Origin of the sequence: Flavobacterium cellulosilyticum, from assembly GCF_004349355.1 — a bacterium.
Lineage (GTDB): Bacteria > Bacteroidota > Bacteroidia > Flavobacteriales > Flavobacteriaceae > Flavobacterium > Flavobacterium cellulosilyticum.
The window spans coordinates 133,668-159,547 of record NZ_SMFK01000007.1; the positions used below are offsets into that span (position 1 = coordinate 133,668).

Genomic DNA, 25,880 nt, shown 5'->3' on the forward strand with positions numbered 1-25,880 from the left:
AAGCATCTAAAACCGGAATTAAACATTATTTTTTCACCCACTTATTTGTGAATTCACAATCACGATATTCTCCTATAATTTTAATATAAGTATCTTTAATTTTATCATCAAACCACTTAGCTATTGCTTTAATTTGTTTTTCTTTCAACGCTAAATCTTTAATTTTTATATAGTCCATAGCATAATCAGCAGTATGCTGGTTAATTCTATTCGTTACTGTAATTAACTTATATTTTTTCTTTCCAGATTGATCTTCGTCTAAAAGTGGTTGAGAAATTTCATTGTCTTTTAAATTTGAAATCTGACTGTACAAACTAGGTTCCATTTTTGTCAACTCAAAACGAGTATCTTGTGTTTTGGGATTGATTAGAGCTCCGCCATTTGCTCGTGTTTCTTTTTCATCAGACATAGTTCTTGCAGCATCTGCAAAGGTTAGTTCTTTGTCGATAATCCTTTTTCTAATTAATTCAATTTTTTCTTTTGCTGCATTCAGATCTTCAGTTGTAACAACTGGTGACAATAAAATATGTCTCAATTCTATATCTTGTCCTTTTATCTTTTCAACGTATATAATATGAAATCCGAAATCAGTTTCAAAAGGTTCCGATATTTCTCCTTGAGCCAAACCAAAAGCAACATCTTTGAATTCTTTTACAAACTGCGTTTTTCTATTCATTTTATAATAACCACCAGTTGCTCTAGAACCTGGATCTTGGGAATACAAGACTGCCTTTGTAGCAAAACTAGACTCTCCAGCCAATATTTCTTTTTTAAATTCCTTCAATTTATCAATTACTTTCTGTTTTGCTGCATCTGAAACCTTAGGTGTTATAATAATTTGTGCTACTTCCATTTCTGCACCAAAAACAGGAAGATCGCTTTTTGGAATTGCTTTGAAAAAATTACGAACTTCTTCAGGGGTAATTTCTACACCATCGATAATTTTCTTTTGCATTTCAGAAGTTAATTTCTGCTCTTTTAAAATATCAAAGAAATAGGATTTAAAATCTTCTACTGAATTTTTTTTGTAATAGCTCACTACTTTATCTAGAGAACCTATTTGCTCTACCATATAGTTCAACCTTTCTTCCATCATTGATTTCACTTCTGCATCAGTTACTTTTAAACTATCTTGAACCGCTTGATGTGCATACAATTTGTCTTCTAATAATTTTCCTAACATTTGACATCTTGTAATGTCCTTTACTGAACCACCTTGACTGGTAATTTCCATATAGGATTTGTCAATATCGGAATCCAAAATAATGTAGTCTCCTACTTTGGCAATTATACCATCAATTTTTTGCCTATGATTTGACTTAATAACCTTCGATGAAGCTGTTACGCTATCTTTTATGACTTCTTGAGCAGTAACTATTCCGATTGAAAATAGTAAAATAAAAAAAGTTAGTGCAATTCTATTATTGATAACCTTCATTGAAATTGAATTTAAATGCATTTTTTGAAATTGTATTTTATTTTTAATGATAAATTATAGCTAAATATGTGTCTCGAATACGATTGTTATATCGTACAAATAATATTGCCCAAATATACACTTAAAGTAACATGAAAAATAATAGTTAAAACTTACAGTTTACTTTTTGATTGTGGCAAAACAAAAATAACAATTCAATAACACTTTACAAGTTTCCTTTCTAGTATTAACATAAAATTATAAGGATATTTTCGTTATTGATAAATTGATTATCACTTACATAAAAAAAGCTACCTATTAAAGGCAGCTTTTCTATATTTTAAATTATTTTATAATTTATTTACTTAAGTTTTCAATAAATTGATCAAATAAATAAGACGAATCATGTGGCCCAGGACTTGCTTCTGGATGATATTGCACTGAAAAACAATTTTTATTTTTCATCCTCATTCCAGCTACAGTTTCATCATTAAGGTGAAGGTGTGTGATTTCCATATCTGGATTGCTTTCCAATTCTTCTTTGTTTACCGCAAATCCGTGATTTTGAGATGTAATTTCACCTTTTCCTGAAATTATATTTTTAACAGGATGATTTATTCCTCTATGTCCGTTGAACATTTTATAAGTCGAAATTCCGTTGGCAAGCGCTATTACTTGATGACCTAAACATATTCCAAATAAAGGTTTGTCATTTTTAAGAATTTCTTTTGCAACATTTATAGCTCCAGAAAGTGGATCTGGATCACCAGGTCCGTTGGATAAAAAATATCCATCTGGGTTAAATGAGGCTAAATCAGAATATTTTGCATCATAAGGAAATACTTTTATATAACAATCTCTTTTGGCTAAGTTTCTAAGAATATTGGTTTTAATTCCTAAATCCAAAGCTGCAATCTTGTATTTTGCATTTTCATTTCCAAAATAATAAGGCTCCTTTGTAGAAACTTTAGAAGCTAATTCTAGACCTTTCATACTTGGAACTTTGGCTAAGGCAGCTTTTAATTCTTCAATAGGTGTTCCATCGGTACAAATGACTGAATTCATTGCACCATTATCACGAATGTAACTTACTAATCCTCTGGTGTCAACATCCGAAATACATATTAAGTTTTGTTTTACAAAATAGTCTTCTAAACTTCCTGCTGAATAAGCTCTAGAATAATTAAAGCTGAAATTTTTGCAAACCAAACCAGCAATTTTTATACCCTCAGATTCAACTTCATTGTCATTAACTCCATAATTTCCAATATGGGGATTAGTAGCTACCATTATTTGACCGAAATAAGAAGGATCAGTGAATATCTCTTGATACCCTGTCATTCCAGTATTGAAACACACTTCTCCAAAAGTGGTTCCAGAAATTCCGATAGATTTTCCATGAAAAATAGTCCCATCACTTAATAATAATATGGCGTTTTGTCTTGTTGTGTATTTCATTTTTTAAATAATTGTTGTGCAAATTTAAATTTTTAAAACAGTGGATGCAATTTTTTTTGAAAATATATATTTTTTAAAGTATTCATTTCGAAAATAGAACTTCTAATTAGACCCGATTTAAGTACAAGATTTTACTTTTATCCGTCAGGGATTGCACCAAAAAACAGGAGAAATAGAATTAAAAAAATAAACTGCTCCAAAAAAACAAAAAAAAAGGATAAACTAGTAAAAGTTTATCCTTAATTTTTATTGAAAATATATTTTCATAACTATTCAGTAGCTTCTGATGGAGTTTCAGCTTCAGTATCGGCAGCTGGAGTTTCAGCTTCAGCAACTGGCGCTTCACCAACAACTTCGTCTGCTTTTTTAGCTTTTCCACCACGACGGCTTTTTGCTTTTTTAACTTCTTTTTTACCACCATTGTAAAGTTCATTGAAATCTACTAATTCGATCATTGCCATATCAGCATTATCTCCTAAACGATTTCCAACTTTAATGATACGTGTGTATCCACCTGGACGGTCTCCAACTTTAGCAGCTACGTCTCTGAACAGGTCAGTTACAGCATATTTGCTACGCAAGTATGAAAAAACAATACGACGATTGTGAGTCGTATCATCTTTAGATTTTGTTATTAATGGCTCAACAAATTGTTTAAGCGCTTTTGCTTTAGCAACAGTAGTGTTAATACGTTTGTGCTCGATTAGAGAACAAGCCATATTAGCCAGCATCGATTTTCTATGAGCTGTCTGTCTGCCTAAGTGATTGAATTTTTTTCCGTGTCTCATTGCTATGTAAATTTAAACCTTTTAAGGTTTAGATTATTCTTTATCTAGTTTGTATTTTGCTAAATCCATTCCGAAGTTTAAATTTTTAATTGCAACTAGTTCATCTAGTTCAGTTAAAGATTTTTTACCAAAATTACGGAATTTCATTAGGTCATTTTTATTGAATGATACTAAATCGCCAAGTGTATCAACTTCAGCCGCTTTCAAACAATTTAATGCTCTAACAGAAAGATCCATATCAACAAGCTTAGTTTTAAGCAATTGTCTCATGTGCAATGACTCTTCGTCATAAGATTCTGTTTGTGCGATTTCGTCAGCCTCAAGTGTAATTCTTTCGTCAGAAAACAACATGAAATGGTGAATAAGAACTTTAGCAGCTTCAGTAAGTGCATCTTTAGGATTAATAGAACCGTCAGTTTTAATTTCAAAAACTAATTTCTCATAATCCGTTTTTTGCTCTACACGGAAGTTTTCAATTGCATACTTTACATTTTTTACTGGAGTAAAAATTGAGTCAGTAAATATTGTTCCAATTGCAGCATTTTGTTTTTTGTTTTCCTCAGCAGGAACGTATCCTCTACCTTTTTCGATCGTTAAATCGAAATGTAATTTGATTTTAGGATCTAAATTACAGATTACAAGTTCTGGATTCAAAACTTGAAAACCTGAAATAAATTTCTGGAAATCACCAGCTGTTAATTGATCTTTACCTGTAACTGAAATAGTAACAGATTCATTATCTATATCTTCAATTTGACGTTTGAAACGTACTTGTTTAAGATTAAGAATAATTTCGGTAACGTCTTCAACAACTCCTGAGATAGTAGAAAACTCATGATCTACACCTTCTATACGAACCGATGTAATTGCATATCCTTCTAATGCTGAAAGCAAAACTCTTCTAAGTGCGTTACCAACTGTCAATCCGTAACCAGGTTCTAAAGGTCTAAATTCAAATTTTCCTTCAAAATCGGTTGAATCGATCATGATAACTTTATCGGGCTTCTGAAAATTAAATATTGCCATAAATTTCGACTAAGTCAATTATTATTTGTTGTACAACTCTACGATTAATTGTTCTTTAATATTTTCTGGAATTTGAAGTCTAGCAGGTACAGAAACAAACGTACCTTCTTTCAATTCATTATTCCAAGTAATCCATTCATAAACATGACTTGAATTTGATAAAGAACGTTCGATTGCTTCTAATGATTTAGATTTCTCACGAACAGCAACTTTATCACCAGGTTTAAGGTGGTAAGAAGGAATATTAACATTTTCTCCGTTTACAGTTACGTGACGGTGTGAAACGATTTGACGAGCACCTCTTCTAGTAGGAGCAATTCCCATTCTAAAAACTACATTGTCCAATCTTGCTTCACATAATTGTAATAAAACTTCACCAGTAACACCTTTAGTAGCTGATGCTTTTTTAAACAAACCTCTGAATTGTTTTTCTAAAATTCCATAAGAATACTTAGCTTTTTGTTTTTCCATTAACTGGATCGCAAATTCAGATTTTTTTCCTCTTTTTTTAGCCATCCCGTGTTGTCCAGGAGGGTAATTTCTTTTTTCGAAAGCTTTATCGTCTCCGAATATCGCTTCACCAAATTTACGAGCGATTCTTGTACTAGGACCAGTATATCTTGCCATTTTAAATTGTTTAAGATTGAGATTATGAATTCAGGTCTTATCCTTCAATAATCGAAATTCAATCTTGGTTATACTATAATTATTTTTTGAGTATTAAACTCTACGTCTTTTTGGAGGACGACATCCATTGTGAGGCATTGGAGTTACATCGATGATCTCTGTTACTTCAATTCCACCATTATGCAAAGAACGAATTGCAGACTCACGTCCGTTTCCTGGTCCTTTTACATATACTTTTACTTTTTTAAGTCCAGCTTCAATTGCTACTTTACTGCAATCTTCTGCTGCCATTTGAGCTGCGTACGGAGTGTTCTTTTTAGAACCTCTGAAACCCATTTTACCCGCTGAAGACCAAGAAATAACATCACCTTTCTTGTTTGTTAACGAGATAATGATGTTGTTAAAAGTAGCACTAATATGAGCTTCACCCGTTGATTCAACGATAACTTTACGTTTTTTTGTAGTTGCTTTAGCCATATTACTTATTATTTAGTTGCTTTTTTCTTGTTGGCAACAGTTTTTCTTTTTCCTTTTCTTGTTCTAGAGTTGTTCTTAGTTCTTTGCCCTCTTAATGGAAGACCAGATCTATGACGGATACCTCTATAACATCCAATATCCATTAAACGTTTGATGTTTAAAGAAACTTCTGAACGTAGTTCACCTTCAATTTTGAAAAATGATACGGCTTCACGAATTGCTCCGATTTCGTCGTCATTCCAATCTTGAACTTTTGTATCTTGGCTAACTTGAGCTTTTTCTAAAACCTCAATTGCTCTACTTTTACCAATTCCGAAGATGTAGGTTAAAGCGATAACTCCTCTTTTGTTTTTTGGGATGTCTACCCCTGCTATTCTTGCCATAACTATCCTTGTCTTTGTTTAAATCTAGGATTCTTTTTGTTGATTACGTATAATCTGCCTTTTCTTCGTACAATCTTGCACTCGGCACTTCTTTTTTTAACTGATGCTCTTACTTTCATTTTGAATATCTTTAATATCTATAAGTAATTCTTGCTTTTGACAAATCGTAAGGACTCATTTCTAGTTTCACTTTATCACCAGGTAATAATTTGATGTAATGCATACGCATTTTTCCAGATATATGAGCTATTACAATATGTCCATTTTCTAATTCAACACGGAACATAGCATTAGATAATGCCTCTATAATCGATCCGTCTTGCTCTATTGCTGATTGTTTTGCCATAAGATTAAGCTACTGCTTTTCTATTTTTTCCACTTTTCATTAATCCATCATAATGCTTGTTCAACAGATATGAATTGATTTGTTGAATAGTATCTATTGCGACACCAACCATTATTATCAATGATGTACCTCCAAAAAACATTGCCCATGATTGTTGAACATCCATAACACTTACAATAATTGCTGGGAACACAGCGATAAGAGCAAGAAATAAAGATCCTGGAAACGTTATTAAAGACATCACTTTGTCTAAAAATTCAGATGTTTCAACTCCTGGTCTTACACCTGGAATAAAACCGCCACTTCTTTTCAAATCATCAGACATTTTATTAGTAGGTATCGTAATTGCAGTATAAAAGAAAGTAAACACAACAATTAAAGTTGCAAAAACTAAATTATACCAAAATCCGAACATATTACTAAATGCACCAACGATTGATTGTGAAGCATCTGATTTAGACAATCCTGCAACAGCAGCAGGTATAAACATAATTGCTTGTGCAAAAATGATTGGCATAACACCAGAAGCATTTAATTTTAATGGTATCCATTGTCTGTTACCACCCATCATATCTTTTTCGAAATCTCCAGATGTAGTACGACGTGCATACTGAACAGGGATTTTTCTTACTGCCATTACTAACAATATACAAGATACAATAACAAGCAACCAAACAATAATTTCAATTACCAATAACATTGGACCTCCATTGTTATTCGTTACTCTAGCAGCAAATTCTTGAATAAAAGCTTGCGGAAGCCTAGCAATAATACCAACCATTATTAATAGTGATATACCATTTCCGATTCCTTTATCAGTAATTTTCTCCCCTAACCACATAGCAAAAATAGTACCTGTAACTAAGATTATTACAGAAGAAAATAAGAATTCAAATGAATTAAAACCTAACAAGAATGCACTACTAGGCAATTGTCTGTATAGATTATAAATGTATCCAGGTCCTTGTACCAATGTAATACCAATTGTTAACCAACGGGTAATTTGATTGATTTTTTTTCTTCCACTTTCACCATCACTCTGCAATTTTTGCAAATAAGGAATCGCAATTCCCATAAGCTGAACCACAATTGAGGCAGAAATGTAAGGCATAATACCAAGAGCAAAAACTGAAGCTTTAGAAAAAGCACCACCAGTAAACATATCTAGGATAGATCCTATTCCACTTTTGGTTTGTCCTGCTAAACCTGTTAATTGCGTTGCATCAATACCTGGAAGAGTTACATGTGCTCCAAAACGATAAACTACTAATATTCCTAAAGTAATTAGGATTCTATTTTTTAGTTCCTCGATTTTCCAAACATTAATTATTGATTCAATAAATTTCTTCATCTTAATCGGAAAATTAAAGGGTTACAGCTTCTCCTCCAGCAGCTTCAATAGCGGCTTTTGCAGTTGCAGTAAATTTGTGAGCAGTTACTTTTAATTTTGCTTTCAATTCTCCTCTACCTAAAATCTTAACGATTTCATTTTTAGTAGCTAGACGATTTGCAACATAAACAGTCATGTCAACTGAATCTGTTACGATACCATTATCTACTAATAATTGAAGTGTATCAAGATTAACACCTTCGTATTCTTTACGATTGATGTTTGTGAAACCAAACTTAGGTACACGTCTTTGAAGTGGCATTTGCCCTCCTTCAAATCCAATCTTTTTAGAATATCCAGAACGAGATTTTGCTCCTTTGTGACCACGTGCCGCAGTACCACCTTTTCCAGAACCTTCTCCTCTACCTAATCTTTTATTTTGATTGTGTGTAGACCCTTCAGCAGGTTGTAAGTTACTTAAATTCATAACAGTATTTGTTATTTAGTTTCCTCAACAGAAACTAAGTGTTTAACTTTATTTATCATTCCAAGGATAGTTGGATTTGAATCGTGTTCTACCACTTGACCCATTTTTCGAAGACCTAAAGCCTCTAATCCTCTTTTTTGAGTAAGTGGACAATTGATTTTACTTCTTACTTGTTTTACTAATAATTTAGCCATAATTTCCTTGAATTAACCTTTAAAAACTTTCTCTAATGAAACGCCTCTTTGTTTTGCAACAGTATAAGCACTTCTCATTTGTAATAAAGCATCAAAAGTTGCTTTTACCACGTTGTGAGGATTTGATGACCCTTGAGATTTTGACAATACATCATGTATTCCAACTGACTCAAGTACTGAACGAACAGCACCACCAGCAATAACTCCTGTACCATGAGAGGCAGGAATTAAAAACACACGTGCTCCACCAAATTTACCTTTTTGTTCGTGAGGAACTGATTGACCATTCAAAGGAATTTTAACTAAATTTTTCTTAGCATCTTCTACTGCTTTCGCAATTGCTTCAGAAACGTCTTTAGATTTTCCTAATCCGTGACCAACTACTCCATTCTCATCACCTACAACTACAATAGCAGAAAAACCAAATGCTCTACCCCCTTTTGTAACTTTAGTAACACGATTTACACTTACCAAACGATCTTTTAATTCAAGACCACTTGGTTTTACTAGCTCTACATTCTTGTATTTACTATTAGACATACTATATTAGAATTTAAGTCCAGCCGCTCTCGCGCCTTCCGCTAATGATTTAATACGACCGTGATATAAATAACCCCCTCTATCGAAAGTAACTTTTTCTATCCCAGCTTTTAACGCTTTTTCTGCAACTAGTTTTCCAACTGCTGTTGCAACTTCTACGTTTGTACCTTTTCCTATTTCTTTTTCTCTTGAAGAAGCAGCTAATAAAGTAACTCCGTTTACGTCATCAATAAGTTGAGCATAAATTTCTTTGTTACTTCTAAATACAGAAAGTCTTGGATTAGTAGCAGTACCACTAATTGTTTTTCTAATTCTGAATCTGATTCTCTGTCTTCTTTCAGGTTTTGTTAATGACATAATGTTATTTTTTACGCTGATTTACCTGCTTTTCTTCTTAATACTTCACCTACAAATTTAACACCTTTTCCTTTGTACGGTTCTGGTTTGCGGAAACCTCTGATTTTCGCAGCTACCTGACCTAAAAGTTGTTTGTCAAATGATGTTAACTTCACAATTGGGTTTTTACCTTTTTCAGATATAGTTTCCAAAGTTACTTCTGGAGCTACTTCTAAAACAATATTGTGAGAATATCCAAGAGCTAAATCTAATTTTTGACCTTGGTTTGAAGCTCTGTAACCTACTCCTACTAATTCTAGAGATTTTGTAAAACCTTCTGTAACACCGATAATCATATTATTGATTAAAGATCTGTACAATCCGTGTTTTGCTCTCTGGTCTTTATGATCAGATGATCTGTCTACTTGAACTTGATCTCCTTCAACTGTTACAGTAACGTCCGAAAACTCCTGAGTAAGTTGACCATTTTTTCCTTTTACTGTAATGATACCATTAGCAACTTCAACAGTTACTCCGGCAGGGATTACAACGGGATTTTTACCTATTCTTGACATCTTATAAGTCTTTTAATTAGTATACGTAACAAATTACTTCACCACCTACATTCAATTGTTTTGCCAATTTCCCAGTCATAAGACCTTTAGATGTTGAAACAATTGCAATTCCTAATCCGTTAAGGATTCTTGGGATGTTTGAAGAACCTGAATATTTACGTAAACCTGGTTTACTAATTCTTTGGATATCTTTAATTACTGGCTCTTTAGTAACTTTATCGTACTTTAAAGCTATTTTGATTGAACCCTGAACAGAGTTGTCTTCAAATTTGTAACTTAAGATATATCCTTGATCAAATAAGATCTTAGTTATTTCTTTTTTTAGATTAGATGCTGGAATTTCGACAACTTTGTGGTTTGCAGCCACAGCGTTTCTAACTCTCGTTAAATAATCTGCAATAGGATCTGTATTCATTTTTATTAATTTGCGGTCTTGGTTTTCAATGAAACTCTTTCATCGAACCTTAAACCAATTTATAATTATTTATTACCAAGATGCTTTTTTAACACCTGGTATCAATCCGTTATTTGCCATTTCACGAAATGTTACACGCGAAACGCCAAATTGACGTATATAACCTCTTGGTCTACCTGTTATTTTACAACGATTGTGTAAACGAACTGGTGAAGCATTTTTAGGTAACTTTTGCAAACCTACAGAATCTCCAGCTTCTTTCAAAGCTTTTCTTTTCTCAGCATACTTTGCTACCGTTTTTTCTCTCTTCACCTCACGGGCTTTCATTGATTCTTTAGCCATATCTTAATTCTTTTTAAAAGGTAATCCTAATTCAGTCAATAATGACTTTGCTTCCTTATCTGTTTTGGCAGAAGTTACAAAAGTGATATCCATACCTGATATTTTGTTTACTTTATCAATATCAATTTCTGGGAAAATGATTTGCTCCAAAACACCAAGATTATAGTTTCCTCTTCCGTCAAATCCAGTAGCTTTTATACCGCTGAAATCCCTTACACGTGGCAAAGAAGATGTAACTAATCTATCTAGAAATTCATACATTCTTTCTCCACGCAAAGTTACTTTTGCTCCAATAGGCATCCCTTTTCTCAATTTGAAAGACGCAACGTCTTTCTTTGAAATTGTAGATATTGCTTTCTGTCCAGTTATCTTTGTTAACTCATCAACTGCATAGTCAATTAGTTTTTTATCAGATACAGCTGCACCAACTCCTTTACTTAAAACGATTTTTTCCAGTTTTGGAACTTGCATTACGTTTGTGTATCCGAATTCTTCTTTAAGAGCAGAGATAACTCTACTCTTATATTCTTCTTTTAGTCTAGGTATATATGCCATTACTATAGTACTTGATTAGATTTTTTTGAAAATCTTACTTTCTTATCTCCTTCAACTCTAATTCCTACTCTTGTTGTTTCCTTAGTTTTAGGATCAATTAGAGAAATATTAGATATTTGAATAGAAGCTTCTTTCTTTACAATACCACCTTGAGGGCTTTTTGCACTTGGTTTCGTATGTTTTGAAACCATGTTTACACCTTCAACGACGGCTTTATTTTTCTCACGGTAAACACGTAATACTTTACCTTCTGCACCTTTATGGTCTCCAGCAATAACTCTTACGATATCTCCTGTTTTTATTTTTAGCTTTATCATCTTAAAATAATTAAAGCACTTCTGGTGCTAATGATACAATTTTCATGAATTGTTTTTCACGAAGTTCTCTTGCTACTGGTCCAAAAACACGAGTTCCTCTCATTTCCCCTGCAGCATTCAAAAGAACACATGCATTGTCATCGAAACGGATATAAGAACCATCGGCTCTTCTCACTTCTTTTTTGGTACGTACAACAACTGCAGTTGAAACAGCTCCTTTTTTAACGCTTCCGTTAGGAGCAGTATCTTTGATAGAAACTACAATCTTGTCACCAACAGAGGCATACCTTCTTTTGGTACCTCCTAAAACACGGATAGTTAAAACTTCTTTTGCTCCCGTATTATCTGCTACTTTTAGTCTTGATTCTTGTTGTACCATAATTATTTAGCTCTTTCAATGATTTCAACTAACCTCCAACATTTTGTTTTACTTAAAGGACGCGTTTCGCTAATTCTTACAGTATCTCCAATGTTACAGTCGTTTTTTTCGTCGTGTGCATGATATTTTTTTGTCTTCAACACGAACTTACCGTATAAGGGATGTTTTACTCTACGAACTTCAGCAACAACAATAGATTTATCCATTTTGTCTGAAGTAACAACCCCAATTCTTTCTTTTCTTAAATTTCTTTTTTCTTCCATCTTTCAGTAGACTACAATTATTGTAACTCTCTTTTAGTAAGTTCTGTAGCTAATCTTGCAACTGTTCTTCTTACACTTCTAATTTGAAGTGGATTCTCAATTGGAGAAATAGCGTGAGCCATTTTTAGGTCGGCATATGCCTTCTTAGTTTGACTAAGTTTTTCTTGCAACTCTGCTGCAGAAAGATCTTTTATTTCTGATTGTTTCATAATATATTATTAATTATGCTTCGAAATCTCTAGCAACAACGAATTTAGTTTTACATGGAAGTTTTTGTGCTGCAAGACGTAACGCCTCTTTTGCAACTGACAAAGGTACTCCTCCAACTTCAAACATAATTCTTCCGGGTCTAACAACGGCAGCCCAATATTCTACTGCTCCTTTTCCTTTACCCATACGTACCTCAAGAGGTTTCTTTGTGATTGGTTTGTCTGGAAATATTTTAATCCATAATTGTCCTTCTCTTTTCATAAAACGAGTTGCAGCGATACGCGCAGCTTCGATTTGACGAGAGGTTAAGAACATTCCATCTTCATGTACAGATTTAATACCAAACATTCCATTAGAAAGTTCATGTCCTCTTTGAGAGTTCCCTTTCATTTTACCTTTTTGTACCTTACGGTATTTTGTTCTTTTAGGCTGTAACATTTTTCTTTAGTTTAAAAATTTACTTTCGTTTACGAGCGTCTGGTTTACCACCTTTGTTAAAAGGTTTTCTGTCTCCTCTTGGAGAATCGCCACCTTTACCAGAACCGGATTGTTTTTTATCCATTCCTGCAAGTGGAGAAAGATCTCTCTTTCCATAAACTTCACCTTTCATGATCCATACTTTGATACCCATTCTACCATAAGTAGTATGTGCTTCAGCCAAAGCATAATCAATATCAGCTCTGAAAGTTGATAGAGGCACTCTTCCTTCTTTGAAACCCTCTGAACGAGCCATCTCTGCACCATTCAAACGACCAGAAATCAAAACTTTGATACCTTCAGCGTTCATACGCATAGAAGCAGCAATAGCCATTTTGATTGCACGTCTGTAAGAAATACGGCTTTCGATTTGACGACAGATGCTTGTAGCAACTAGATACGCGTCAAGTTCAGGTCTTTTTATTTCAAAGATGTTGATTTGAACCTCTTTGTCAGTAACTTTCTTAAGTTCCTCTTTCAACTTGTCTACCTCTTGGCCACCTTTTCCGATAATAATACCAGGTCTAGCAGTAGTGATAGTAACGGTTACAAGTTTCAAAGTTCTCTCGATGATTACTTTTGATACACTAGCTTTTGATAAACGAGCATGGATATACTTTCTGATTTTATAATCTTCGGCTAATTTATCACCGTAATCATTTCCACCATACCAGTTTGAGTCCCATCCTCTGATGATACCAAGTCTATTTCCAATTGGATTTGTCTTTTGTCCCATCTTTATTAAATTGCTTGTGTGTTATTAATAGATCCTAACACGATTGTTACGTGGTTTGAACGTTTTCTAATTCTGTGAGCGCGACCTTGTGGAGCTGGACGAAGTCTTTTCAACATCATTCCACCATCTACTCTAATCTCTTTAACAAATAAACCAGCTTCTTCCATATTAGCATCAGGGTTTTTCGCTTGCCAGTTGGCAATTACAGATAAAACCAATTTCTCTAATTTTCTTGAAGCTTCTTTAGAACTAAATCTTAATATGTTAAGTGCTCTTTCTACCTTCTGACCTCTTACCAAGTCCGCTACTAAGCGCATTTTTCTAGGTGAAGTAGGGCAGTTATTCAATTTTGCGAAAGCAAGTGACTTATTAGCCTCTTTTCTCGCGTCTGCTGTTTCTCTTTTACGAACTCCCATTGCTTCTTATTTTTTACCTTTATTTTTTGCTCCAGCGTGACCTCTAAATGATCTTGTTGGTGAAAACTCTCCTAATTTGTGACCTACCATGTTTTCTGTTACGTAAACTGGTACAAATTGACGACCGTTATGAACTGCGATTGTTTGTCCAACAAAGTCAGGAGTAATCATAGAAGCTCTAGACCAAGTCTTTACTACTCCTTTATTCCCTTTTTCTATGTTTTCTTCAACCTTCTTTTCTAACTTATAATGAACGAAAGGTCCTTTTTTTAATGAACGTGCCATATCTTATTATTTCTTTCTACGTTCTACAATATACTTGTTACTCGGGTTTTTCTTAGAACGTGTTCTATAACCTTTAGCAGGTATACCGTTTCTAGATCGTGGATGTCCTCCAGAAGAACGTCCTTCACCACCACCCATTGGGTGATCGACAGGGTTCATTGCTACTGGTCTTGTTCTAGGTCTTCTTCCTAACCATCTTGTCCTACCTGCTTTACCAGATACAACTAATTGATGGTCTGAATTTGAAACTGCTCCAATTGTAGCAGAACAAGTCAACAAGATTAATCTTGTTTCACCAGATGGCATTTTGATTGTTGCATATTTACCATCTCTTGCCATTAATTGAGCAAATGTTCCAGCAGAACGAGCAATTACCGCTCCTTGTCCTGGTCTCAATTCGATACAAGAAATTACAGTTCCTAATGGAATTCTGCTTAATGGTAATGTATTTCCAATTTCAGGTTGAGATTCTGGACCAGAAACTAATTTCTGACCAACTTTCAATCCGTTTTGAGCAATTACATAAGTTTTCTCACCATCAGCATATGCTAATAAAGCGATAAACGCAGTACGATTTGGATCATATTCGATTGATTTCACTGTAGCTGGAATTCCTTCTTTTGTACGTTTGAAATCAATGATACGATATCTCTGCTTGTGACCACCACCCGTATAACGCATGGTCATCTTTCCTTGACTATTTCTACCTCCAGAGTTTTTTATCGGCGCTATCAAAGAGCGTTCCGGCTTATCAGTTGTAATGGCGTCATAACCATTCACAACTCTAAATCGCTGACCTGGGGTAATAGGTTTTAATTTTCTTACTGACATATTATCTTAGATATTGTTGTAAAAATCAATTGTTTGTCCTTCTTGTACTTGTACAATTGCTTTTTTAATTGCGTTTGTCTTTCCACTGATCAAACCACTTTTAGTGTATTTTGTAGATCTATCTGGTCTTACATTCATTGTGTTTACACTCACAATAGTTACTCCATAAGCAGCTTCAACAGCTTTCTTAATTTCAACTTTGTTTGCTTTTTTATTAACAACGAACCCAAAACGGTTTAAAACTTCACTTTCTTTGGTTACTTTTTCCGTTACTATAGGCTTAATTATAATGCTCATCTCCTATTATTTACTTAAATTTTCTTCAATTACCTCTAAAGAACTCTCTAAAAGCACTAAATTATTAGCATTTAATATAGCGTAAGTGCTTAATTCTGAGCTACTTACTACGCTAGATGCCTTTAAATTGCGTGAGGACAAATATACATTTTTATTCGTATCGCCCAGCACAAAAAGAGATTTTTTATTTTCTAACTCTAAAGCTTTCAAAATATTGATGAAATTTTTAGTGTTTGGCGCATCAAAACTAAAGTCTTCAAGAACAATAATATTTGCTTCTTTTGCTTTAATTGAGAAAGCAGATTTTCTTGCCAAACGTTTCAAGCTTTTATTCAATTTGAATGAATAACTTCTTGGTCTTGGTCCGAAAACTGTTCCTCCACCTTTAAACAATGGATTTTTGATACTACCCGCACGAGCAGTTCCAGTTCCTTTTTGTTTTTTAATCTTACGTGTACTACCCGTAACTTCAGCTCTTTCTTTAGCTTTGTGAGTTCCTTGTCTTTGATTAGCAAGATATTGCTTTACATCAAGATATACCGCGTGATTGTTTGGTTCTATACCAAATACTGAATCAGAAAGTTGTACTTTTCTTCCAGTATCTTTTCCGTTGAAATCTAATACTTTTGCTTCCATTACTTGTGAATGATTACATAAGAGTTGTTACATCCAGGAATACACCCTTTAATAACAAGTAGGTTCTTTTCAGTCACTACTTTTAAAACTCTAAGGTTTTGAACGTTTACATTTTCGCCTCCCATACGTCCAGCCATACGCATTCCTTTGAATACTCTAGATGGATAAGATGAAGCTCCTACAGAACCTGGCGCTCTTAAACGGTTGTGTTGACCGTGAGTTGCTTGACCAACACCACCAAAACCGTGACGTTTAACAACCCCTTGAAAACCTTTACCTTTAGATACACCTTGTACATCTACAAATTCTCCTTCAACAAACATAGACACGTCAATAACGTCACCTAATTTTTGTTGGGTTGCAAAATTTTGGAATTCAACGACTTTTTTCTTAGCTACAGTTCCTGCTTTCGCAAAGTGACCTACGGCCGCTTTTGTGGAATGTTTCTCGTTTTTGTCATCGAAACCAAGTTGCAACGCTTCATACCCGTCAACACCTTTGGTTCTGACTTGGGTAACAACACATGGTCCAGCTTCGATTACTGTACAAGGAATATTTTTCCCGTTTTCGTCGAAAATGCTGGTCATGCCGATTTTTCTACCAATTAACCCAGACATAATTATTATTTATTAATTATTAAATACAAAATATAGAACGCAGCTTTTAAGCGAACCTTATTTTTTTAAGTGGTGCAAAAGTATACTTTTTTTACACATAAACCTAAAAAATAATTTTCGTTTAAAAACAGCGTTCTTTTCCTTTAAAATAAACTACCTAAACTTTGATTTCTACTTCAACACCACTTGGCAATTCTAATTTCATCAAAGCATCAATAGTTTTAGATGATGATGAATAAATGTCAATTAATCTCTTGTATGACATTACTTCAAATTGCTCTCTCGCTTTTTTGTTAACGTGTGGAGAACGAAGTACTGTAAAAAGTTTTTTGTGAGTTGGTAAAGGAATTGGTCCTGTTACTACTGCTCCAGTGCTTTTTACGGTTTTTACAATCTTTTCAGCAGACTTGTCTACCAACATGTGATCGTAAGATTTTAGTTTTATTCTGATTTTTTGACTCATTTTCTTAAAATTAAGCGTTTCCTTTTGCTTTTTTGATTACTGCTTCTGAAATATTAGAAGGCGTTTCAGCGTAGTGTGAAAATTCCATTGTAGATGTTGCACGACCTGAAGATAACGTTCTTAATGTTGTTACATATCCAAACATTTCTGACAATGGCACATCAGCTTTAATAGTTTTAGCACCTGCTCTATCTCCCATGTCATTTACTTGACCTCTACGACGGTTAATATCTCCAACGATATCTCCCATGTTTTCTTCTGGCGTAATAACTTCCATTTTCATGATTGGCTCAAGAATTACAGCACCTGCAGCTTTTGCTACTTCTCTGTATCCCATTCTAGCTGCTAATTCAAAAGAAAGAGCATCAGAATCCACAGGGTGGAAAGATCCATCTAATAAAGTTACTTTCAAACTATCCACTTGGTATCCAGCTAATGGACCAGTTTTCATAGCTTCACGGAAACCTTTTTCAACTGATGGAATATATTCTTTAGGAACATTTCCTCCTTTTACTGAATTCACAAATTGTAATCCAACTGGTGCTTTACCATCTACTTCATCTGCTGGCTCAAGAACAAATACGATATCACCGAATTTTCCACGACCACCAGATTGTTTCTTGTAAGTCTCTCTGTGCTGTGCTTTTTTAGTAAACGCTTCTTTGTATTCAACTTGAGGCTCACCTTGGTTCACTTCAACTTTAAATTCACGACGCATTCTATCAACTAAGATATCTAAGTGAAGCTCTCCCATACCTGAGATAATTGTTTGCCCTGAAGCTTCATCAGTTCTAACTGTAAACGTTGGATCTTCTTCAGCTAATTTAGCTAAAGCCATACCCATTTTATCTACGTCAGCTTTTGTTTTAGGCTCAATTGCAATACCAATTACCGGTGCAGGGAATTTCATAGACTCAAGAATAATTGGGTGTTTTTCATCACACAATGTATCTCCAGTTTTAATATCTTTAAATCCAACTGCCGCTCCAATATCACCTGCTTCGATATAATCGATTGGGTTTTGTTTGTTCGCGTGCATTTGATAGATACGAGAAATTCTTTCTTTATTACCAGAACGAGTATTTAAAACGTAAGAACCTGCATCAAGTCTTCCTGAATAAGCACGGAAGAAAGCCAAACGACCTACGAATGGGTCAGTAGCAATCTTAAATGCTAAAGCAGCGAAAGGCTCTTTCACATCTGGTTTACGTAATATTTTAGTTTGATCTTCTTCTAAAAGTTCAGCATCATCAGGATGAATTCCTTCGATACCTGCTTTATCCATTGGAGATGGTAAGTATTTACATACCGCATCTAACATGAATTGAACTCCTTTGTTTTTGAAAGAAGAACCAGCAATCATAGGAATGATAGCCATATCCATTACAGCAGCTCTTAACGCAGTGTTGATTTCTTCCTCTGTAATAGAGTTTTCATCTTCCATGAATTTTTCAAGCAAGTTCTCATCATAATCAGCTACTGCCTCAATAAGAATCGATCTGTATTCTTTCACTTCTTCAAGCATATCTTCAGGAATAGGCACAATATCATAAGTAGCCCCTAAACCTTCTTCATGCCAAACAATAGCTTGGTTTTTAACTAAATCTACAACACCTTTGAAATCATTTTCTTCACCAATTGGCAAAGTGATTGCAACTGCATTTGATTTTAACATATCTCTTACTTGTTGACAAACCATCAAAAAGTTAGAACCTTGTCTATCCATTTTATTCACAAAACCAATACGCGGTACATGGTATTGATCAGCAAGCCTCCAGTTCGTTTCTGATTGTGGCTCAACACCATCAACAGCACTAAACAAGAAAACCAACCCATCAAGAACACGTAATGAACGATTTACCTCTACAGTAAAATCTACGTGACCCGGTGTGTCAATAATATTAAAGTGGTATGGTAAACTTTCAGGTAATAACTTACCTTGTGTAGTTGGGAAATTCCACTCACAAGTTGTCGCAGCAGAAGTAATGGTAATACCTCTTTCTTGCTCTTGTGCCATCCAGTCCATTGTTGCAGCACCATCGTGTACTTCACCAATTTTATGCGACTTTCCAGTGTAGAATAATATACGCTCCGTTGTTGTTGTTTTACCAGCATCAATGTGAGCAGCAATTCCTATATTTCTTGTATATTTTAAATCTCTAGCCATTTCTTATTAATTAAAATCTAAAATGTGAGAATGCTTTATTCGCTTCAGCCATCTTATGAGTATCCATTCTCTTTTTAACAGCAGCACCTTCTTCTTTAGCCGCAGCTAAACATTCAGACGCTAGTCTTTGAGCCATAGATTTCTCATTTCTTCTTCTTGCATAAAGTATCAACCACTTCATCGCCATAGAAATTTTTCTGTCTGGACGAATTTGCATTGGAATTTGGAATGTCGCTCCACCTACTCTACGACTACGCACTTCTACGTGAGGCATAACGTTAGTTAAAGCATCTTTCCAGATTTCTAATGATGGTTTTTCTGCATCTTGCTTTTTTGATTCTATAATGTCAATTGCATCATAAAATACTTTAAAAGCTGTTGATTTTTTACCGTCCCACATTAAGTTGTTTACAAAACGTGTTACCAATTGGTCATTAAACCTTGGATCTGGTAAAAGTGGTCTTTTCTTTGCCGCTCTTTTTCTCATTTCTTTTTTTTAATAAAATTTCATACCCATACAGTCACGACGAATCGTGCCTTTACAAGCATAACGTTTTAAATTACTTTTTTGCTTCTTTTGGGCGTTTAGCACCATACTTAGATCTTCTTTGCGTTCTTCCCGCTACACCTGATGTATCAAGCGCACCACGAACGATGTGGTATCTAACTCCTGGTAAATCTTTAACCCTTCCACCCCTAACTAATACTATCGAGTGCTCTTGTAAATTGTGTCCTTCACCAGGGATATAGGCATTTACTTCATTACCATTTGTCAAACGTACACGCGCTACTTTACGCATTGCAGAGTTTGGTTTTTTTGGTGTAGTAGTGTAAACACGCGTACAAACCCCTCTTCTTTGAGGACAAGAATCTAAAGCAACCGATTTACTCTTCTTAGTTATCTGAGTTCTTCCTGTTCTTACTAATTGTTGAATTGTTGGCATAATTAATACTAAAATTTCTTATATATTAAACTTCCCGCTTTTTACGGGGTTGCAAATGTAAAAATTATTTTTCACTTAACAAACCATAATGCATTAATTTTTACAGTAATTAAATATTTGTTTATTAATGGAATACAGAATAGTCGATATGAAAAAATCACTAAAAACAAAACACCCGTTTTGCTGCTGTTTCAACAATATTTTTCAACATCAAATTTAATATATGAAAGAATACTATTTTGCGTTATATTTATAAAAACTAAATCCAATTGAAACATTTTATCATCACTTTATCATTCTGCTTTTTTGGATTAAACATGACTGCCCAAAAATTCACATTACAACTTGTTGGGAAAACTTCAATTGAAAATAAAGTCATTGATTCTATAAATTATAATCAAAAACATAATAACATAAAATCATTAACTGACGAAATAGAATTGACATCTGAACGACTTGCAAAAATTGGATATATTGAAAATAAAATCTTTGAAAATAAAAAATTAAATGATTCTAGCTATATAACTACATTGAGCATTGGCAAAAAAATAAATTGGGCACACCTATATATAGGTATAAATTCTGAAATTAAAAATACACTTTCATTAGATTTAAAAAACGACACAATTAAAATCGCATTCAACGAAACAGAAAAATTTTTAAATCTGACGATGCAAAAACTAGAAAACAAAGGGTTTGCTTTAGCAAAACTGAAATTAATCAATATTCAAATCCATGGACAAACTCTTATCGCTGATCTATACTACAACCCAAATCAAAAAAGACAATTAAATGCCATTATTGTAAAATTTAATGATGACAATAAAAAAAACAGTTTTCCAGAAGGACATTTACATCAAATAAACCGAAAGTTCAACAATAACATTTTTAATCAAGATGTAGTTAGAAAAATCCACGATGAATTTGAAGAATTTAGATTTGTCAGCCAAATAAAATACCCCGAAATACTACTCACAAAAGACACCACCAAAGTTTATGTGTATTTAGAAAAAAGAAACTCAAATACTTTTGACGGATACATTGGCTTTACAAATAATGAAAACAATAAATTAGTTATTAACGGTTACTTAGATCTCAATCTTGAAAATACACTTAAAGTTGGAGAGCAATTTTCACTGTATTGGAAAAGCGATGGAAAAAATCAAAAAACGTTTAAAACCACCTTAGAAATCCCCTATTTATTCAATATCCCAATTGGAATAAAAGCACAATTACAAATCTTCAAACAAGATAGCATTTATCAAAACACTAAAACAGCTATTGCTTTAGGTTATTTAATAAATTACAATACAAGAATCTACTTAGGATATCAATCTACAGAATCAAGTGATATTCAAAACACAAACAACACTACAATTAGCGATTACAAAAACTCGTTTATAACATCGAACTTAGAATTTTCAAAATACGATACTTCAAATTCCATTTTTTCTAAAAAAACAAATCTTTCGATAACTATTGGATACGGAAAAAGAACCACTCCGAATCTTACAGAAAATACTAGAAACAACAAACAGTTCTACGTCAATACAAATGCAATGCATAATTTCTACTTGAACAAAAAAAATTGTATTAACATAAATTATCATAATTATTATTTAAAAAGCGACACCTATATAATAAATGAACTGTACCGATTTGGTGGCACGAACACGATTAGAGGTTTTGCCGAAAACAGCCTACAAGCAAGTTTCATATCATCCCTAGCCACGGAATACCGATACATAATATCTCCAGAACTCTACATACATACAATTCTTGATTATGGATATTACCAAGATAAAACGTCTGAAAACTTCGGAAATTTATTAGGAGTCGGTTTTGGTTTTGGAATACAAACCAAAAGCGGGCTTTTAAAATTAAGTTTTACCAATGGAGCCACAAAGAACCAAAACTTTAAATCAACCAATACGATTGTAAACATTAACTACAATGTTAAATTTTAATAACTACCAATAGAACAATAGCTTGACAAGAAATACACCAACATTCAATCAGCTTGATGTGCTAACAAATTACAACGAAAACTTGATTTAAAGATACTAAATTTCTAAAAGAACATATTCGATTCAATCATAACTAAGAATAACCGCTATTTTTAAAAAAGATTAAAAATCTTAAAAAATTAATTGTTCACTAAGTTTTATCATAATTAACCTTCTAAACTACAAAGTATTGAATAAATTTAAAAAAAAAAAATAATTTTTTATAACATTATATACGGCAATTGTTAAATGTTAAAATTCGTATGCACGCATAAAATAAAATGACAATTGTTAGGAAAGTTAACAAATTATTAAGATTTTTGTTTCACTAATTCAAAATAATTAAAAATGAAACTAAAGTTAAATGGATTCTTAGTATTAGTAATAATACTAGTAGCGCAAATTTCTTTTGCGCAGGAAAGAGCTGTTTCGGGTGTTGTTTCTGACAATGCAGGAATGCCTTTACCAGGCGTAAGTGTATTAGTAAAGGGTACACAATCTGGAACTCAAACTGATTTTGACGGAAAATATTCTATCAGAGCAACCCCAAGTCAAGTCTTGGTTTTTAGCTACATTGGAATGAAAACCCAAGAAGTTAAAGCCACTTCAACTACCGTAAAAGTAAAAATGCAATCTGATGCAGTAGAACTAGAAGGAGTGGTCGTAACTGCTTTTGGTCAGAAAAAACAAAAAAGATCTGTAAGTTCTGCTACTTCTTTAGTAACTTCAAAAGATCTTACAGAGGTTACCAACACAAACGTGTTTGAATCTTTATCTGGAAAAGTAGCCGGTGTTGATATTACAGCGCCTGCTCAGGTTGGAGCATCTTCAAAAGTTATTATTAGAGGATTTAGTTCCCTATCAGGAAATAGCCCTTTATATATAGTAGATGGAACTCCAATTAGCAATACTAGTTCAAGTGGAACTGGTGTCACAAGAAGTTTCGATGCTGGAAATGGAATTGGAGATATTGATCCAAACAACATTGAGAGTATTACAATATTAAAAGGAGCCGCTGCATCTGCATTATATGGCTCTAGAGCTTCGAATGGTGTTATATTAATTACCACAAAATCAGCAAAAAATAATTCTAAAATGATTGTAGAGGTTATGACTTCTACCGATTTTGCTGAAGTAGCAAGGATCCCACACCTTCAAAATGAATTTGGAGAAGGATGGAATGGAAAATCTTGGTCGTCTTGGTCAAATAGTCCAAACACATCAAGTAATGAAAATGGTTCTTGGGGACCTGCATTTAATGGAGAAATAAGGTTACACGGTGCTATTATTAATGCTGGTCAACAAATCAAGCCTTATGTTGCACTTAAAAATAACGTTAGAGACTTTTATGTTTTGGGAAGCACATTTACAAATGACGTAAGAGTTAGTGGTGGTGGAGAAAGATCAAATTTTTCTTTGTTTTTTTCAGATGTTAATTCAGATGGAATTATCCCAACATCCGCTGATGCCTATAAAAGAAGAACATATGGTATAAACGGTGGAATTACAGAAGGGAAATTGACTATTAAAGGAAATGTTACTTATGTTAAGAAAGACCAAAATGCTGTAAACACCGGACAAGGTTCTGATGCAGGAGAAGGAAATATCTTAACAGCAGAAATTTTGCAAATGCCAAGAGACATAAGTATTGTAGACCAAAAAGATTACAAAAACAATCCTTATGCTTCAAATAGCAACTTTTTTACACCTTATGCATCTAATCCGTATTGGACAGTAAATGAAAATTCAACCTCTATTGATGGAAATCGTTTTTATGGTAACACCAATTTATCTTATAAAATAAATGATCATTTTTCAGCTAGTTTTCAATTGGGTGGTGATTACAAAGCTGAAAAGGTTAAATCCTATGGTGCCATCGTAAAATTCTTGCCTAATTCTCCGCAAAAACTTGCTGGTACAAACGAAATTGTAGGGGGAGTTACTGAAAGATCTTATGAGAATTCAGAGTTTGACACGAATTTAATCTTAAACTATAGCAATAAAATAGGAGAGGATTTTGGAATTAATGCTCTTGTTGGTTATAATAGCAATCAAAGAAAAAGTTCATCATTAATAGCTGCAATCACAAATTTAGACATTCCTTATTTTTATGAGCTTTCTAACTCATCTGTGAAACCAACAGTTGCTCAAAGCAATTCAAATAGAAAATCTTATAGTACTTATGCTTCATTAGAAGGTTCTTATAAAAATTTACTTTATTTGACATTAACTGGAAGAAATGACTGGACTTCAACTTTGCCAATAGGTAATAATTCTTATTTCTACCCTTCTGCAGCATTAAGCGGTATCGTTATTGATAATGTGCAAACATTCTTAAAAATAAGAGCTAGTTATGCTGAACTTGGAAATGACACTGCGCCTTATCAAACAGAATCTTCTATGATACAAGGTAATTCCGCTTTAGGTTTTGGAAATATTTTACTTCCTATTGGAGGAGTAAATGGGTATGAATTTTCTGCAAACTTAGGTAATTCAAATTTAAAACCTGAAAGAACTACGGAATATGAATTAGGTTTAGAATCTACTTTCTTTAGAAAAAGAATTAATCTTGACTTAGCAGTATACAATAAAGCTTCAAAAGATGTATTGTGGGCACGACCAGTTGCACCTTCTACAGGATATACTTCTCAAACAGCAAACATTATTGATTTAAATAATAAAGGAGTTGAGATTGCTTTAACTTTGGTGCCTGTTAGAACAGATAATTTCCAATGGGATTTCACTACTACATTTACAAAAAACATTTCTGAAGTAACAGATATTTTAGGTGGTGGAACCAAACAATTACTTGCATCTAATTACAATATTACCTTTAATGCAGTAAAAGGTGAGCACTTAGGTGTGTTTTCAGCTCATACAGTAGAAAAAAATGACAAAGGTGAAACTATTGTTGATGCAAATGGATACTATAAAGTTTCGACTGATGAGAAAATAATAGGAACATCAGAAAGAGATTTTATTATGGGTTTCAACAATAAAATTACTTACAAAAACTTGACATTGACAGCTGGACTTGATTGGAAACAAGGTGGATCAATGTATTCCTATACAAAAAGACTATCTTACTTTACAGGAAATGGTAAAGAAACTACTTATAATGGTAGAAATACTTTTATCGTTCCAAACTCTGTTATTGAAGTTAAAGATGGGAGTGGTGCAGTTACTGGTTATGCTGAAAACACAAAAGCTGTATCTTTTGAAAATCAAACCAATTTTTATAATACCACGAACAATCCTGGTATAGAAGAACAACAAGTTATAGACAAATCATTTGTTAGATTAAGATCTGTGTCTTTAACTTATAGTTTCCCTTCAGCATCCATTAAAAGAATGGGGTTACAAAATGCTACATTTAGCCTTTATGGAAAAAACTTAGCGCTTTGGACACCAAATGACAACTCCTATGTAGATCCTGAATTATCCACTTATGGTGTTGGATTATTAAGTGAGCAAGGAGAATTTGCAGCAAACCCTACACAAAGAACTTATGGTGCTAGCATTAAACTAACATTTTAAAAA

Annotated in this window: 36 protein-coding genes; 2 read left to right on the forward strand and 34 right to left on the reverse strand. The window is 33.6% G+C overall.

Features of this window, described 5'->3' with window-relative positions:
- Nucleotides 1–25: 25 nt before the first annotated feature.
- The 34 genes from E0F76_RS12085 to rpsL all read right to left on the reverse strand — a co-directional run bounded on the left by E0F76_RS12085 (nt 26) and on the right by rpsL (nt 20,334).
- The gene (locus tag E0F76_RS12085; RefSeq protein ID WP_407920989.1) at nt 26–1,438 is read right to left on the reverse strand and encodes a peptidylprolyl isomerase; all 1,413 of its coding nucleotides are present in this window, start codon (nt 1,436–1,438) and stop codon (nt 26–28) included.
- A 336-nt stretch (nt 1,439–1,774) separates the two neighbouring features.
- Nucleotides 1,775–2,875, reverse strand: coding sequence for a glutamine-hydrolyzing carbamoyl-phosphate synthase small subunit (gene carA / locus E0F76_RS12090; protein ID WP_132006229.1), 1,101 nt, complete (start codon nt 2,873–2,875; stop codon nt 1,775–1,777).
- Nucleotides 2,876–3,144: 269 nt separating this feature from the next.
- Nucleotides 3,145–3,663, reverse strand: coding sequence for a 50S ribosomal protein L17 (gene rplQ / locus E0F76_RS12095; protein ID WP_132006232.1), 519 nt, complete (start codon nt 3,661–3,663; stop codon nt 3,145–3,147).
- A gap of 33 nt (nt 3,664–3,696) precedes the next feature.
- Entirely contained in the window at nt 3,697–4,689 is a 993-nt protein-coding gene (locus E0F76_RS12100) for a DNA-directed RNA polymerase subunit alpha (RefSeq protein ID WP_132006235.1), read from the reverse strand.
- Between the two features lie 21 nt (nt 4,690–4,710).
- Nucleotides 4,711–5,316 carry a 30S ribosomal protein S4 gene (gene rpsD / locus E0F76_RS12105; RefSeq protein WP_132006238.1) on the reverse strand — a complete coding sequence of 202 codons (606 nt, stop codon included), beginning with the start codon at nt 5,314–5,316 and terminating at the stop codon, nt 4,711–4,713.
- Between the two features lie 93 nt (nt 5,317–5,409).
- On the reverse strand, nt 5,410–5,793 hold the full coding sequence (gene rpsK, locus E0F76_RS12110) for a 30S ribosomal protein S11 (protein ID WP_132006241.1): 384 nt from the start codon (nt 5,791–5,793) through the stop codon (nt 5,410–5,412).
- A gap of 8 nt (nt 5,794–5,801) precedes the next feature.
- Nucleotides 5,802–6,176, reverse strand: coding sequence for a 30S ribosomal protein S13 (gene rpsM, locus E0F76_RS12115; protein WP_132006244.1), 375 nt, complete (start codon nt 6,174–6,176; stop codon nt 5,802–5,804).
- Between the two features lie 2 nt (nt 6,177–6,178).
- Nucleotides 6,179–6,295 carry a type B 50S ribosomal protein L36 gene (gene ykgO / locus E0F76_RS12120; RefSeq protein WP_073370549.1) on the reverse strand — a complete coding sequence of 39 codons (117 nt, stop codon included), beginning with the start codon at nt 6,293–6,295 and terminating at the stop codon, nt 6,179–6,181.
- A gap of 11 nt (nt 6,296–6,306) precedes the next feature.
- On the reverse strand, nt 6,307–6,522 hold the full coding sequence (gene infA / locus E0F76_RS12125; protein WP_007136545.1) for a translation initiation factor IF-1: 216 nt from the start codon (nt 6,520–6,522) through the stop codon (nt 6,307–6,309).
- A 4-nt stretch (nt 6,523–6,526) separates the two neighbouring features.
- Nucleotides 6,527–7,873 carry a preprotein translocase subunit SecY gene (gene secY, locus E0F76_RS12130; protein ID WP_132006247.1) on the reverse strand — a complete coding sequence of 449 codons (1,347 nt, stop codon included), beginning with the start codon at nt 7,871–7,873 and terminating at the stop codon, nt 6,527–6,529.
- A 13-nt stretch (nt 7,874–7,886) separates the two neighbouring features.
- Complete coding sequence (gene rplO, locus E0F76_RS12135) at nt 7,887–8,339, reverse strand: 50S ribosomal protein L15 (RefSeq protein WP_132006250.1); 453 nt, start codon at nt 8,337–8,339, stop codon at nt 7,887–7,889.
- A gap of 11 nt (nt 8,340–8,350) precedes the next feature.
- Nucleotides 8,351–8,533, reverse strand: coding sequence for a 50S ribosomal protein L30 (gene rpmD / locus E0F76_RS12140; RefSeq protein WP_035668100.1), 183 nt, complete (start codon nt 8,531–8,533; stop codon nt 8,351–8,353).
- A 12-nt stretch (nt 8,534–8,545) separates the two neighbouring features.
- Nucleotides 8,546–9,073, reverse strand: a complete 528-nt coding sequence (gene rpsE, locus E0F76_RS12145) for a 30S ribosomal protein S5 (RefSeq protein ID WP_035668102.1) — start codon at nt 9,071–9,073, stop codon at nt 8,546–8,548.
- A gap of 6 nt (nt 9,074–9,079) precedes the next feature.
- Nucleotides 9,080–9,430, reverse strand: coding sequence for a 50S ribosomal protein L18 (gene rplR / locus E0F76_RS12150; protein ID WP_132006253.1), 351 nt, complete (start codon nt 9,428–9,430; stop codon nt 9,080–9,082).
- An 11-nt stretch (nt 9,431–9,441) separates the two neighbouring features.
- A complete protein-coding gene (gene rplF, locus E0F76_RS12155; protein WP_132006256.1) occupies nt 9,442–9,984 on the reverse strand; it encodes a 50S ribosomal protein L6 in 543 nt (180 codons plus the stop codon).
- Nucleotides 9,985–10,000: 16 nt separating this feature from the next.
- The gene (gene rpsH / locus E0F76_RS12160; RefSeq protein ID WP_132006259.1) at nt 10,001–10,399 is read right to left on the reverse strand and encodes a 30S ribosomal protein S8; all 399 of its coding nucleotides are present in this window, start codon (nt 10,397–10,399) and stop codon (nt 10,001–10,003) included.
- Nucleotides 10,400–10,471: 72 nt separating this feature from the next.
- A complete protein-coding gene (gene rpsN, locus E0F76_RS12165) occupies nt 10,472–10,741 on the reverse strand; it encodes a 30S ribosomal protein S14 (protein WP_132006262.1) in 270 nt (89 codons plus the stop codon).
- Nucleotides 10,742–10,744: 3 nt separating this feature from the next.
- On the reverse strand, nt 10,745–11,296 hold the full coding sequence (rplE, locus tag E0F76_RS12170; protein WP_132006264.1) for a 50S ribosomal protein L5: 552 nt from the start codon (nt 11,294–11,296) through the stop codon (nt 10,745–10,747).
- Between the two features lie 2 nt (nt 11,297–11,298).
- Complete coding sequence (rplX, locus tag E0F76_RS12175; RefSeq protein ID WP_132006266.1) at nt 11,299–11,613, reverse strand: 50S ribosomal protein L24; 315 nt, start codon at nt 11,611–11,613, stop codon at nt 11,299–11,301.
- Nucleotides 11,614–11,623: 10 nt separating this feature from the next.
- Entirely contained in the window at nt 11,624–11,992 is a 369-nt protein-coding gene (gene rplN / locus E0F76_RS12180; protein ID WP_026717863.1) for a 50S ribosomal protein L14, read from the reverse strand.
- 2 nt (nt 11,993–11,994) lie between these two features.
- Nucleotides 11,995–12,255, reverse strand: a complete 261-nt coding sequence (rpsQ, locus tag E0F76_RS12185; RefSeq protein ID WP_132006269.1) for a 30S ribosomal protein S17 — start codon at nt 12,253–12,255, stop codon at nt 11,995–11,997.
- Nucleotides 12,256–12,272: 17 nt separating this feature from the next.
- Complete coding sequence (rpmC, locus tag E0F76_RS12190) at nt 12,273–12,464, reverse strand: 50S ribosomal protein L29 (protein WP_035668115.1); 192 nt, start codon at nt 12,462–12,464, stop codon at nt 12,273–12,275.
- Nucleotides 12,465–12,477: 13 nt separating this feature from the next.
- Complete coding sequence (rplP, locus tag E0F76_RS12195; RefSeq protein ID WP_073370564.1) at nt 12,478–12,903, reverse strand: 50S ribosomal protein L16; 426 nt, start codon at nt 12,901–12,903, stop codon at nt 12,478–12,480.
- Nucleotides 12,904–12,922: 19 nt separating this feature from the next.
- Nucleotides 12,923–13,678 (reverse strand): 30S ribosomal protein S3, encoded by a 756-nt coding sequence (gene rpsC, locus E0F76_RS12200; RefSeq protein ID WP_132006272.1) that lies wholly within the window; start codon nt 13,676–13,678, stop codon nt 12,923–12,925.
- 5 nt (nt 13,679–13,683) lie between these two features.
- Nucleotides 13,684–14,094 (reverse strand): 50S ribosomal protein L22, encoded by a 411-nt coding sequence (gene rplV, locus E0F76_RS12205; protein ID WP_132006274.1) that lies wholly within the window; start codon nt 14,092–14,094, stop codon nt 13,684–13,686.
- 6 nt (nt 14,095–14,100) lie between these two features.
- Nucleotides 14,101–14,379: a 30S ribosomal protein S19 gene (gene rpsS, locus E0F76_RS12210; protein WP_132006277.1), complete on the reverse strand. Its 279-nt coding sequence runs from the start codon at nt 14,377–14,379 to the stop codon at nt 14,101–14,103.
- A gap of 6 nt (nt 14,380–14,385) precedes the next feature.
- The gene (gene rplB / locus E0F76_RS12215) at nt 14,386–15,210 is read right to left on the reverse strand and encodes a 50S ribosomal protein L2 (RefSeq protein ID WP_059114053.1); all 825 of its coding nucleotides are present in this window, start codon (nt 15,208–15,210) and stop codon (nt 14,386–14,388) included.
- Between the two features lie 6 nt (nt 15,211–15,216).
- Nucleotides 15,217–15,507, reverse strand: a complete 291-nt coding sequence (gene rplW, locus E0F76_RS12220) for a 50S ribosomal protein L23 (protein WP_132006280.1) — start codon at nt 15,505–15,507, stop codon at nt 15,217–15,219.
- 6 nt (nt 15,508–15,513) lie between these two features.
- Nucleotides 15,514–16,143 (reverse strand): 50S ribosomal protein L4, encoded by a 630-nt coding sequence (gene rplD, locus E0F76_RS12225; protein ID WP_132006283.1) that lies wholly within the window; start codon nt 16,141–16,143, stop codon nt 15,514–15,516.
- The gene (rplC, locus tag E0F76_RS12230; RefSeq protein WP_132006286.1) at nt 16,143–16,760 is read right to left on the reverse strand and encodes a 50S ribosomal protein L3; all 618 of its coding nucleotides are present in this window, start codon (nt 16,758–16,760) and stop codon (nt 16,143–16,145) included. Before rplC ends, rplD begins: the two co-directional genes overlap by 1 nt.
- A 157-nt stretch (nt 16,761–16,917) precedes the next feature.
- Complete coding sequence (gene rpsJ / locus E0F76_RS12235; RefSeq protein WP_011963470.1) at nt 16,918–17,223, reverse strand: 30S ribosomal protein S10; 306 nt, start codon at nt 17,221–17,223, stop codon at nt 16,918–16,920.
- 10 nt (nt 17,224–17,233) lie between these two features.
- Nucleotides 17,234–19,390: an elongation factor G gene (fusA, locus tag E0F76_RS12240; RefSeq protein ID WP_132006289.1), complete on the reverse strand. Its 2,157-nt coding sequence runs from the start codon at nt 19,388–19,390 to the stop codon at nt 17,234–17,236.
- A gap of 10 nt (nt 19,391–19,400) precedes the next feature.
- Entirely contained in the window at nt 19,401–19,877 is a 477-nt protein-coding gene (rpsG, locus tag E0F76_RS12245) for a 30S ribosomal protein S7 (protein WP_132006292.1), read from the reverse strand.
- 73 nt (nt 19,878–19,950) lie between these two features.
- The gene (gene rpsL, locus E0F76_RS12250) at nt 19,951–20,334 is read right to left on the reverse strand and encodes a 30S ribosomal protein S12 (protein WP_007136570.1); all 384 of its coding nucleotides are present in this window, start codon (nt 20,332–20,334) and stop codon (nt 19,951–19,953) included.
- 269 nt (nt 20,335–20,603) lie between these two features.
- Between rpsL and E0F76_RS12255 the strand changes: the two genes are divergently transcribed.
- Together E0F76_RS12255 and E0F76_RS12260 are read left to right on the forward strand one after the other, a co-directional pair.
- Nucleotides 20,604–22,301 carry a BamA/TamA family outer membrane protein gene (locus E0F76_RS12255; RefSeq protein ID WP_246022051.1) on the forward strand — a complete coding sequence of 566 codons (1,698 nt, stop codon included), beginning with the start codon at nt 20,604–20,606 and terminating at the stop codon, nt 22,299–22,301.
- A 387-nt stretch (nt 22,302–22,688) separates the two neighbouring features.
- Nucleotides 22,689–25,877, forward strand: a complete 3,189-nt coding sequence (locus E0F76_RS12260; RefSeq protein ID WP_132006298.1) for a SusC/RagA family TonB-linked outer membrane protein — start codon at nt 22,689–22,691, stop codon at nt 25,875–25,877.
- Nucleotides 25,878–25,880: the final 3 nt, after the last annotated feature.